Genomic DNA, 12045 nt, shown 5'->3' on the forward strand with positions numbered 1-12045 from the left:
ACCTTTAAACTTGGACTATGCGTTAAGGTGACCTGCATTCTTGTCATGACCGTCATGATGCAGCGGGATGCCCTTACTAAGCCGGCCATGTACCGCAAATGACAGGAATGACAGCACGGCAACACCTGCTGCCAACCATGCCACCGGCGTCAGCCCGCCGCCGTCATACATCGTTCCCATTGCATAAGGCCCAATCACCCGGCCTGCGGCTCCCATGCCGCCTGTCACGCCGATATAGAACGGTGCGGCTTGTCCTGCACGCTCCGAGATAAAAGCCGGGATTGCAGGCGAAATCAGCATTTCACCCAATGTAGCCAGCACCATCGCGAGGATCATGCCCGGATAACTGTGCACCGCCACGATAACGACATAAGCTGCCAGATAAAACAACGCACTTGCCGTCATCTGACTGCTCTCCGTACGGGCCGCCCAGCGCTTGATGGCATTCGTGAGCGGCTGCGCGGCAAAAATCAGGATCCCGTTCAGCGTCCATAAATAGCCGTAAGCTGTCTTGGACATTCCCTCCGAGATGATGAATGGAGACACCCCTGTATTCCAGATGGAATTACCAAACCACAGGAACAAAGAGCCCAATCCCATAAAGAGATAGATTCGGGTGTTCCCGAGCAATGCCCAAGCCCCGGGGCCCGCCGGCAGCGGACTCTTAGGCTGCGGATGATGGGCCCCTTGCGATACGTCCGTTCCACCCAGCTTCGTCAAGTAGGACAGGAAGAAAATAGCAAATCCGAAGGACGTGACCCCGTTTAAGACAAAACTTAAATGATAGGATATCTCCGCCAGGAAACCGCTCATGGCCGTTCCTAAGGCTACGCCGATATTATTCGCGACATAGATGACATTAAACAATTCTCCCCGCCGATCGGCAAACCGGAAGCCGATAAATGCCTGAATGGCCGGCATCGATATGGCGTTACAGAATCCGATGAAGCCCATCATCGCGATGAACAAACCCCATAATCCATTAATGAACGGAAGGGTGAACAACCCGAGGGCATTCAGCAGCAGCGAGCCCACAATGAGCTTTTTCACCCCGACCCGGTGGTACAGCGCGCCGCCAAGGAGTTGACCGGCGATTCCCCCCATGGACTGAATCAGAATGACAAAACCCGCATCCTTCATGCTGCGTCCCAGTTCATCAAATACATACATCGTTGTCAGCGGCCACATCAAGGACCCGCCTGCAGAAGCAACGAGACTTGCAACAAGAAAACCTTTTACTTCCTTAGGGTACTGCTCCAACCATTTCATGTTTATAATCTCCCAGCAGCCTCGCAGCAGTATAATTACGTATTTAACCTAAAAAAAAGCCCAAGCGGGCTTTTATAATTCTTCTTGAAGAAAGAGGCGAACGCCATCTTTTTGATGCCCTATAATCCTATAAGAATGAACATTGCTTGTCATTTCTTATCGCCCAAATCCTAGTATCGCTTGAGAGATCCATTTTTAGCAAGCACACTCATTGACGCTTTACCATAACAGCGAACAGGACGCTAAATAGACGGATCCCCAATTCTCAAATATCCCCTTGGTTCGGAGCTTCCCGTCTATCCCGACGCCTTCTTATCAGGGTTTGAATTTCTTGATCTTGCAGGAATGCGTATTTGAACCGAGGTACCGATTCCAACTTTGCTGAAGATGGACACGCCATATTCGCTCCCGTAATGCAGCTTCACTCGCTGGTCAATGTTTCGAATCCCGCAGCCCGTGTGACTATGATCCTTGGGATCAAATATCTCTTGGATTCGCTCCTGCTTCATACCCAGACCATCATCTATGATTCGGTACAGGATATCATCGCCTTCCTTTTTGACTGAAACCCGAATATGAATACGATCTCCACTCCAAGCATGCTTCAGCACATTCTCAATGAAGGGCTGCAAAATCAGTTTAATAGTCTCGTAAGGCCATATATTCGTATCGATATCAAAAGTGACTTCCATACGCTGACCATATTTTACTTTTTGGATATCCAAATACGCATTGGCCTGCTCAATCTCTAATGCAATGGGTATCAATATTCTGCCTGAATTTAAGGTAAGGCGATAAAATTGCGCCAGCTGCACTACCATATCCTGAAGCTTCTCCGTCTCTCCGAATTTCGCAAGCTGATTAATGGATGATAGCGTATTGTATAAGAAATGAGGATTAATCTGCGTTTGCAGCATTTCAAGCTCTGCTTCCTTCTTTTGGAGTTGGGTTAAATACACTTTTTTTATTAACGCTTCGATATCCTCGCCCATCGCATTCAAGGCATTCGCAATTTGTGGAAACTCCCCTTTGCCCCGATAAGCGATCCGTTTATGCAGATCCCCTTCCCGAAATGCATTGAGTACTCCTACAATCTTCAGGATTCGCTTAGAGAAAGATTGGGAAATAACATACCCCATAAATGTAAACAATACTATGCAGATGATACAAATGACAATCAAAACGGTTCGTACTCTCTTCGCTTCCTGTTCAATAATGTTAAGCGGAACTTGTGCAACAATCTTCCAATTCTTCTGTGGTAAATCTTCTTCGATGATCAAATAATTTTTCTGATCGTGTGCTGCTAGCGCCGTAGATTCATTTACCTTGACGAGGGTGTCGTTATTGTCTTCAACAGATGGACCAGAGGTAAACACCACATTCCCGAAGGGATCCAGCACCGATAACATACTTCCGTCCCCAAGCTTGGTGTAATCCACACTATCGAACAGTTGCGACAAGCGGACACTGAACCGCATGATTCCCACTTCTTTGATTTGCAGCGGATTGTTCATATCTACCATCCGTCGAATCATCGAGATTCGTCCATCCCGCTCATCCTCTTCTACCTGCCTCCAGATCATTGTTGCATTGTATTTCTCTTCGGGCAGTGTGAAATACCAAAACTCATCGGAAATTCGGGTCATATGGTAAATATCATAGGTTTGTCCGTTGAAATCTTGATTATTTCCGCTATCCCAATTCTTATATCTCTGGTGCAGCGTTTGATTATGAAAATAGACGGATAGCCTTAAATTAAGGCCAACCGCCTTTGCAGCGCTCTCTAGCTTCGGGAGAATCACATTGTTCATACGGATATGATTCTCATTGCCTGATAAATTCCGTCGGACGCTCTGAATGAATGTTGGATCATCGTACAATGTCGCCGATGTCTGGACGATATCATCCACTTTATAGGCTACATTATCCCGAATCTGCTGGAGCGTCCCCTGGATGTTGACGCGGGTCTGTTCGCGCATGGTCTCATCATACATCGAGTGAGAAATATAAAAGTTTACGGAAACCAATAGCAATATAAAAATCATAAAGGTCAGCATGAGCTTGTAGCCAATGGGTATATATCCCAGCCTCTTACCGTTTGTTCCGGATGATGAAATCCCGTGATTGTTCATCCCAATTCTCTCTTTCGATATTCCATGGGTGTCATCTCGAATTTTTCTTTGAATTGTCGGCTGAAATAAGGAAGGTAACGGTACCCTACCTGATCGGCGACCTCATAGACTTTGAGGCCCGGCTGTTTCAGCAATTCGCATGCTTTTTCCATACGCAGTTGTACAAGCAGTTCATTAAACGTATTTCCTGACCTCTCTTTAATCAAAAATCCGATATGACTCGGGGAAAAAGAAAAATGTTGTGCAATATCCTTTATCGTTATATTCTCGCTCATTCGTTCTTTCATCGTTTGGATAACACTGCGGATGAATTTACTATCCTTAGAATTGGATTTCTCATATAATCTTTCGGAAATTTCGAATATATGCTGGATGAACCAAGAACGAATATCACTGACTGTTTCGAATTGCATCAAAATATCCAGATGATGTATCTCCATGCCTAACAGGTCAAACAAGTCTTCATTTCGACTGCTTAAATATTGTTCGAGCTTCCAGATAATATAGTTCGACATATTATGCACGGTAAATCGGGAGCGCAGACTCCTTATAGAACCGAATAATTTCTCCAGCTCATCACAGATTTGGACCAGCTCGTATTCCTCCATCGCCTTCAAGAGGACGTTCATGCGTTCATCAAGCATCCTTGCATCGAGCATTCCCGGCTCGGTACTGACGTCCTCGTACTTGATAATACTTCCCTTGCCTAGAAACATCTTGCCTTCCACAGCTTCAACAGCTTGCCTATAGGACAGTTGAAGTTCATTCAGGTTATGTACGGGTTCACCAATGCCCGTTGTTATGGATGTTGTCAAATGCTGCTGCACGTTATCCATCAATGTGCTTACCGTTGGAGTAGCGATTCGGTCCTCCAACAGTATCGCTACTCGTTGCGATGACAGCTTGCAGTAAGGAAGCATGCTATTATCCGTAATCGCCTCTTGAATACGTTGTAGAAATATTGTCGCCAATTCCCTCTGTGAAGAAAGGCTCCCAACTTGGCGCCATGATACATTATCGAGCTCCATGACTGCGACGCGAATCGGCCACTTCAACTGGTCGAATTCATAAGAAATGCTCATCTTTGTCAATAATTCCTCTGATTCTTCCCGTTCAAGCAGACGTATGAGAAAATCACTTTTGACAATGGGGATCATCTCCTGATAAGCCATTTCCACCTCGCGTTGCTTGGTTTCTTCATCAAGATCCCGTTTCACCTTGATTAAGGAAGCAACAAGTTCTCGATCGTTCATCGGCTTGAGAACATAGCTATACGCCTTCAATAAGAGTGCTTGCTGTACATAGCTAAATTCCTGATAGCCGCTGACGAATATGATTCGCATGTTTGGTTTATGTTCCAGCGCAATCCGTGCTAGCTCGAGTCCGGACATATAAGGCATATTGACATCACTGACTAAAATATCAACATCTTCGCTCTTTATAATTTCACATGCCGACAACGCATTATTGACGCTCCCCACTACTTTCATACCCAGATCAGGCCAAGGAATGAATCTTTTCATTCCTTCGAGATCCAGCTCTTCATCATCCACTAGCAGCACCTTGTACACGAGAATCCCTCCAGCCGATTGTAAAAAATGCCATATTTACATATTATAATCGATCTAAAACAGGCATTTAGCAAAAGCAAGAAATAAACATGCATAATAAAAAAGAGATCTCCCAAAGAACCTGGAGGGTTCTTTGGGAAATTCACCTGCGACATCTTTGTTTAAATTAGTTGCCGTTCAGCTTAGCTACGTTCTCCTGCCATTTGGCTGTACGCCATTCTAATAGCTGATCGTAGCCCAGATCCATCAAATCTTTATGGCCTTGATCAAGAATTTTGTCAACTTCTTCATCGCTCTTCGCCATAACCGATTTTGCATAGATTTCGAGGAACAATTCGTCTACCGATGTTTTGATAATCCCTTCATCTGAATCTGGAGCCGGATTCAGGTTAACAAATTCCGTGACGTTTAACTGCGTAGGCCATGTAATCGTCTGTTGGTAACGCGTTCTCCAATCCTGCTGTTCGAAAGGAAGCTTCTCCATGTACTTGTATTTGGCAGGATCAATATAACTCGTATTACCAACGAACATAACAGGCTCATTCTTGGATTGGATTTCTGCTACTTCAGCCGGGTCATAATTTTCTGTGAAGTTCGGCTTGCCTTCCTCATCGAATCCATCCCAGTTCTTGCCCTCTGGTCCGAAGTATTGAATATTCATTCCTTCAGGACCTGTATACCAGTCAAGGAATGCGAAGATCGCTTCTGGGTCTTCGGCAGCTGTTGTAATATAAGCAGCATTCCATCCGAAACTGGTGTAAGTACCTGGATAGATTTTATTTTTATCCAAACCTGGCTTATGAATCGGCCAGATCATAAAATATCCGCTATCCGGATCATTCTTGGTCAATTCCGGCTGCGCCTCGCCCGCCATCGTAGTTGGACTAGCTCCTGCAAATACAGCCACTCGTCCTGTCATGACTTTCTCTAAAATCTGATCCTCGGTTTGACTGAAGGCATCTTGAGAAATAAGCTTCTCTCTGTAAAGCTTAGCAATATATTTCTGTGCCTCACGGAATACCGGATCCGTTAGCAGAGGCGTCAGCTTCCCGTCCTTTGGAACTGCAAGCAAACTAGCGTTAAGGTTAGTGTAGCTCGCACCTTCTCCGAATGCGGTGTACAGCACGCCGAGCCCCTGTCTTTCCTGCGCACGGTGCGGTTCGAACGGAACAATTTCGCTACCATACTTCTCTTTAACCTTTACCAAGTAGTTATATAAATCATCTGTTGTTTCAAGCGGCGGCTCGCCTAGCTCTTTGTAGATCTTCTTGTTAACTACGTAACCCGCGTTACCGTACGGATTGGATGAATACCAGTTCGGGAACATATACAGCTTGCCGTCATCGGAGCGAAGCATGTTCAGATCGCCCATCCATGTTTTCAGATTAGGATATTTATCGAGGTAATCATCATAAGCTACCAATTTCCCCTCTTTACGAAGTCTCTCCATGTCCGGATGGTTACGATCTGTCCAGATCATATCCGGAAGATCATCCGAAGCCATCATCGCACTCAGCTTTTGGGTATGTGCTCCAGCAGCCGCAATCATATTGATTTTCACTTGCTTCTCTTCACTCAAATATTTACCGATAGGCGTACTTTCCCATTTAGGGAAGTCCGAGTTCTCATAGTGAGCATAAGCTGAAAATTCAAGCGGTTTCTCCCCGAGTACCCATTTGCCATCACGATTACCCTCTGCTGGCGGATCGGTTTTCTTCTCGCCATCATTGTTCGCTGCCGGTGGTGTTGGGGTTGGATCCGCCGATTTTCCGCATCCTGCTAGAGCTGTGATCAGTACCAAAAGCAAAGATATCATCAACAGCAACGACTTTCTTGTCTTTCTCATTCACTAAACCCCTCTCATTTACAAAAATATATATGTTCAAAGCTGTTCGCCTTAAACCGTTCCTCAACCTACTCTTTCAGCGAGCCTACCAGCACGCCTTTAACAAAATATTTTTGCACAAAAGGATAGACCAGAATGATCGGTAGAGTCACAACGATCATCATCGCCATCGTGAGCGACTTGGAAGTAATCTGTCTCGCATTCTCCAGCAGCGCCGTCGAAGCGCTATCGAGCACGGAGCTTGAACCCGATACAATATTGGCATTTAAGGTCTGCCGCAGAATCGTCTGAATGGGGAGCAAATGATCACTGGTGATGTAGATACTTGGCAGGAACCAGTCGTTCCAGTGGCCAACAGCTGTCAACAAAGCCAGCGTGGCGATAACCGGTCCGGACAATGGGAGAATAATCCGAAAGAAAGTACCCCAATTGCTGCAGCCGTCAATATTGGCTGACTCTTCCAACCCAACGGGAAGTCCTTTAAAGAAGGTCCGGAATATGATCATGTTCCACACGCTGATGAGTGATGGAATAATAAATACTAGAAAGCTATCCATCAGACCCAGTGAACGGATCAAGAGATAGGTTGGAATCAGCCCTCCGCCAAAGTAGAGGGTGAATATAAAGAACAATGTGTAATATTTACGTCCGATCAGATAAGTTCGGGTCATCCCGAATGCGAGGAGTGCTGTCATGAATATGGAGGTTGCGGTTCCGATTACGGTACGGCTAATGGATATGAAGAACCCGTTAAGCAGTCGGTCGTCCTGGAGTATGATTTTATAATTTTCGGTTGTGAATTCTCTTGGCCAGAAGGTGACTCCGCCCTTTGCGGTATCCACACCTACGTTGAAGGAAACAGCCACCGCATTCCAGAACGGATAGAGTGCCGAGAAGGCTAGTAAACTGAGGAACACGTATATCACAATAAGCATGACCTTGTCACTGAAGCTAATTCTTTTTAACATGCTGTACCTCCTGAGGGCTGCTGATTCTTACCATAAGCTATTACCGGATCTTCGAGCCAGATAGTTCGCGATCGTAAGCAGTCCTACACTAATAATCGCCTTGAACAATCCGATAGCAACCGCATAAGAATAACGGTGTGACCCTAGGCCCACTCGATAGACATACGTATCAATAACATCGGATACCGGCCTCAGCACCGGATTGGATGCCAGGAGCAGGATGTCCTCAAAGCCAGCATTGAGCAAGTTGCCGATAGCAAGAATCATGAAGATGATGACGACTGGCATAATCGAAGGAAGAGTAATCAGATAGATTTGCTTGGTCTTGCTTGCCCCATCAATGTCTGCAGCCTCGTACAGCGCCGGATCGATACTCGCAATTGCAGCCAGAAAGACGATCGAGTTAAATCCGATTTCTTTCCATACGTTAGCCGAAATGAGTATCGTCCAGAAGTATTCCTTCAATGAGAGGAAATTGATTGGTTCATCGATGGCCCCGATGCTCTCTAGAAGCATATTGATGCTTCCGTTTTCCGTTGACAGCAAGGCAGTTGTGAAGCCTGCCACAATAACCCAGGACAAGAAATGAGGCAGATAGGTAATTGTCTGGATGACTCTTTTGAATAACATATGGCGAACTTCATTCAATAAGAGGGCCAGTACGATCGGTGCTGGAAATCCGATTAAGAATTTCAATAAACTGATGACAATCGTGTTGCGCAAAATTCTTTCAAACTCGGGGGCGGCAAAAAAAGCTTCAAAATGCTTAAAACCAACCCACGGGTTATCCCAAATTCTTGAGCCGGTGAACAGGTTATAATCCATAAAACCGGTGATTACGCCATACATAGGCAGATAGGCAAAAATGAAAACCAGAATGACGCCGGGTAACACCATGAGCTGAACATCCCATTGCTTCATTAAGCGCCTAAGGAAACTTTTGTTATGGACTTTTGGCTGCCGGGAAATGGGTGATGGTTGCTGTTCTGTAGTAGCTTGCGGCATATAGATCCTCCCGTTACGAAATGATGTAAAAGCACGCCAGGTCTCTGAATATCGACCATTCCGAAACCGCTTGCAATTGACTTAATATCATTCTAACTTTGGGAATATTTTGAATCTATATAATAAAACCCCGATTTTTTATACTTCTACCGGAATGTTTTATCCTTTCCAGCCAATAAAAAAAACGTCTATCGACGTACTTTCTCAGTAGACAGACCGCATTTAGCGGAGGTTTTCTTGCGTGATAAGGATGCTAAGCCTCGGATGTTTATACTTTCTTATCTCTAAAAAAAGACTGCCTTCAGGTCATATAGACCTTCAAGACAGTCTTTTGTATTCATCTTTAAGCACCGGTTATCGTAGTCCTGACCTCTACCACCGTTGAGAAGAAGGTAGCACCTTCGCCCATGTCCGACAACCTGTCGGGCGTAAGGGCATTGGCGCGCTGCTTCCTGCCTTCGCCTTCCCACCACAAGCCTTGGCTGACTACGGTGCCCGGCAGCATTTTATCCGTCACCTTGGCTCGGACTTCGTAGGTTCCACGGTCGTTGTATACCGTAACCATGTCTCCGTCCACTATACCGCGTTCCTCTGCATCCGCCGGATGAATCTGCAGGGCAGGCTCCTTCTCCAGCTTCTGATGCTTCTCCACATTCGCAAAGGTCGAATTCAGGAAGTTGTGGTTCGGCGGCGAAATGAACATGAGCGGGTATTTGTGCCCGCGGCCACGCCTTACGCCGTCATATCCTTCCTTCAAGGGCACGTAAGTCGGAAGAGGCGGAAGACCTGCTTCCTCCAACTGCGCGGAGTAAAGCTCAATCCGGCCCGAAGGCGTCGGCAAACGATCCAGATATGTTTCAAGCGGCGTCATGTCAAGCTTCACATAGCGATGTTCCTTAAGCTTGTCCAGCGTGACGCCGTTCAGATAAGGGTTGTCCGGGAAGTCGAGCGCTCTTGCCATCATCTCCTCTTCGGTCTCATGGAAGGCCGGGTCGGTGAAACCCATGGCCCGGCCCAGCAAGGAGAACAGCTCCACGTTGCTCTTGCTCTCCCCGAGCGCCGGAATGACCGGCTCCTGCAGCTGGATATACTGATGCCAGTAGGATGCGAACAGGTCCGTATTCTCAAATGAGGAGGTTGCCGGAAGCACGATATCCGCATACTTGGCTGTATCCGTCATGAACAGATCATGCACAACCGTAAACAGATCCTCCCTTGCAAACCCTTCGCGCACCCGCCCGGTGTCAGGAGCGACAACCAGCGGGTTGCTGCAATAGACAAAGACCGACTTAATCGGCTGTTCGGTCATGGCAAGCGCCTCGCCGATCCGGTTCATGTTAATGATCCGGGCATTCGGATTCGGTCTGAGATCCGGACGCTCCAGTGCATCGCTATCCATGCTGTTGTAGCCACCATTCGACTTGGCAGCCCCTCCTCCCCGCTTCAGCCATTGTCCGGTCAAGGCCGGAAGCGCCGCGATGCTGCGCACCGTCAAGCCGCCATTGTCATGATGCTGAAGACCGTTACCGATATGAATATAGGAAGTATCGGCCCCGCCGTACAGCTCGGCCAGCTTCTCGATATCCTCTACTGGAATGCCGGTAATGGAGGATACATGCTCCGGCGTATAGTCTTTGACATGCTCGCGCAAGGCTTCATGCCCGAGCATATACTCCCGGAGGAATTCCTCATTCACCATGCCGTCACGGAACATGATGTGCATGAGGCCGACGGCCAGTGCCGCATCCGTGCCCGGAAAGAGCGGAATGAACCAATCCGACCATTGCCCCGTCTGGTTCTTATGAACATCGATTACAATGACCTTGGCACCCGCCTTGCGCGCTTTCTCTGCCAGCACTACTTGGTGCATATTGGTGCTGACGATGTTGCCGCCCCAGACGATTATGACATTGGCATGAACGGTTTCCTCCGGGACGGTGCCTCCATTAAAGCCCATCACGGATTTCCAGCCCTCACTGCCTGCGGAATTACAGATCGACTGCTTCAGGCGGCTGGCGCCCAGCCTGTTGAAGAATCTCCGATCCATACCGTCCACGCTCAATATCCCCATATTGCCGTAAAAGCTGTATGGTAGAATGCTCTCGGAGCCATATTCCTTGATCAGCTTCTTGTAGCGCCCGGTAATCTCCTGAATCGCTTCATCCCAGCTGATCCGCTCGAAAGCCCCCTCACCCTTGGGCCCTACCCTCCGCAGCGGATAAAGCACGCGCTCGGGATGATACACCCGATGTGCCATATTGCGGACTTTATTACAGATGGCTCCCTGCGTCATCGGATGATCCGGATTGCCGGTAACCTTCACGATTTTTCCATTCTCTTTATGCAGCAGCAGACCGCAAGTATCGGGACAATCCAACGGACATACCGCCGGAAACACACCATTCTCCTGATGAATCATCGCTTGAGTCATTTCGTCCATTCCCCCTTGTACACGCTGAATCATATCCCCTTATCTTAAAAGAAAATCAGGGCTCCAGTAAAGTCTTACATTTTTTTCTGAGCGGGTGTTTCACGTTACTTCCTTCCGGGTATATTCCTATCAAGAGCAACGAAGAGGAACCCAGACCCTTTCTCTTCCTTGCCAAATCATGGACCACTCCCAAAAAATTCGCCATGCCCATGTCTCCTCCCCCGAGACCGGCATGGCGAATTTGTTTGTATGCGTCGTCTATCGCATCACATCTGAACTACTTGCCACTTACGCATCATAGAAAATCATGCTTTCTGTAGCAAACATGCAAAAAACAAAGCCTGTCAAAGCCACATAATTATGTAAGCGCTTATCTGTCATATTTTATAAATAATTCTGCTTTATTTTTCGTTGGAGGGTGTTTTACAAAAGATTTGAGCAGGCGTAATATACTATTCAGCTTCGAAATCATTCTTCATATTCACATGACATTCGCTTAATTTCCAATTTGGAAAGCGGGGGAACCACACGTATGGATGGATACCTATAGGATCTGTCAACCATACTATGGGGTGAATCCTGATGCAGCGCGTACGTACGCCGCGACTATTATCAGGTAGGGCGACTCTCACCGCCCGAATCCGACAGCTAACCTCGTCAGCGTTGATGGAGAGGGTTGTGAACTTGTGATCAAACACAGGGTTCTAACCTGTGTTTTTTGTTTGCCAAAAATCAATATTGGAATGGAGATAGCCCATATGTCCAGCACATGAGGCACACCGATTGAACTCACTTCAAGCAGCTCCCATCATGTACCTATTCT

At 47.0% G+C, this 12045-nt stretch carries 7 protein-coding genes and 1 riboswitch; all 7 genes read right to left on the reverse strand.

Going from position 1 to position 12045, the window contains the following annotated elements; all coding sequences use genetic code 11:
* Positions 1 to 15: 15 nt before the first annotated feature.
* The 7 genes from CRG97_RS30615 to CRG97_RS30645 all read right to left on the reverse strand — a co-directional run bounded on the left by CRG97_RS30615 (position 16) and on the right by CRG97_RS30645 (position 11222).
* Complete coding sequence (locus CRG97_RS30615; protein WP_098749260.1) at positions 16 to 1269, reverse strand: MFS transporter; 1254 nt, start codon at positions 1267 to 1269, stop codon at positions 16 to 18.
* A 296-nt stretch (positions 1270 to 1565) separates the two neighbouring features.
* Positions 1566 to 3401 (reverse strand): cache domain-containing sensor histidine kinase, encoded by a 1836-nt coding sequence (locus CRG97_RS30620; protein ID WP_098749261.1) that lies wholly within the window; start codon positions 3399 to 3401, stop codon positions 1566 to 1568.
* Positions 3398 to 4972, reverse strand: a complete 1575-nt coding sequence (locus tag CRG97_RS30625) for a response regulator (RefSeq protein ID WP_098749262.1) — start codon at positions 4970 to 4972, stop codon at positions 3398 to 3400. The genes CRG97_RS30620 and CRG97_RS30625 overlap by 4 nt, the downstream gene beginning before the upstream one ends.
* A gap of 166 nt (positions 4973 to 5138) precedes the next feature.
* Positions 5139 to 6818, reverse strand: coding sequence for an extracellular solute-binding protein (locus CRG97_RS30630; protein ID WP_098749263.1), 1680 nt, complete (start codon positions 6816 to 6818; stop codon positions 5139 to 5141).
* A 68-nt stretch (positions 6819 to 6886) separates the two neighbouring features.
* Positions 6887 to 7786, reverse strand: coding sequence for a carbohydrate ABC transporter permease (locus tag CRG97_RS30635; protein WP_098749264.1), 900 nt, complete (start codon positions 7784 to 7786; stop codon positions 6887 to 6889).
* A gap of 27 nt (positions 7787 to 7813) precedes the next feature.
* Positions 7814 to 8791, reverse strand: coding sequence for an ABC transporter permease (locus CRG97_RS30640; protein ID WP_098749265.1), 978 nt, complete (start codon positions 8789 to 8791; stop codon positions 7814 to 7816).
* A 343-nt stretch (positions 8792 to 9134) separates the two neighbouring features.
* Positions 9135 to 11222, reverse strand: coding sequence for a molybdopterin-containing oxidoreductase family protein (locus tag CRG97_RS30645; protein WP_237566624.1), 2088 nt, complete (start codon positions 11220 to 11222; stop codon positions 9135 to 9137).
* 483 nt (positions 11223 to 11705) lie between these two features.
* Positions 11706 to 11901: riboswitch (cyclic di-AMP (ydaO/yuaA leader) on the forward strand.
* The last annotated feature ends 144 nt before the right edge of the window (positions 11902 to 12045 follow it).

This window comes from Paenibacillus sp. EZ-K15, assembly GCF_002573715.1.
Lineage (GTDB): Bacteria > Bacillota > Bacilli > Paenibacillales > Paenibacillaceae > Paenibacillus_AQ.

What these genes read in the sequence shown, in the direction of transcription:
- CRG97_RS30615 (WP_098749260.1), bottom strand. Translation starts at nt 1,269, where the DNA reads ATGAAATGGTTGGAGCAGTACCCTAAGGAAGTAAAAGGTTTTCTTGTT.
- CRG97_RS30620 (WP_098749261.1), bottom strand. Translation starts at nt 3,401, where the DNA reads ATGAACAATCACGGGATTTCATCATCCGGAACAAACGGTAAGAGGCTG.
- CRG97_RS30630 (WP_098749263.1), bottom strand. Translation starts at nt 6,818, where the DNA reads ATGAGAAAGACAAGAAAGTCGTTGCTGTTGATGATATCTTTGCTTTTG.
- CRG97_RS30635 (WP_098749264.1), bottom strand. Translation starts at nt 7,786, where the DNA reads ATGTTAAAAAGAATTAGCTTCAGTGACAAGGTCATGCTTATTGTGATA.
- CRG97_RS30640 (WP_098749265.1), bottom strand. Translation starts at nt 8,791, where the DNA reads ATGCCGCAAGCTACTACAGAACAGCAACCATCACCCATTTCCCGGCAG.
- CRG97_RS30645 (WP_237566624.1), bottom strand. Translation starts at nt 11,222, where the DNA reads ATGACTCAAGCGATGATTCATCAGGAGAATGGTGTGTTTCCGGCGGTA.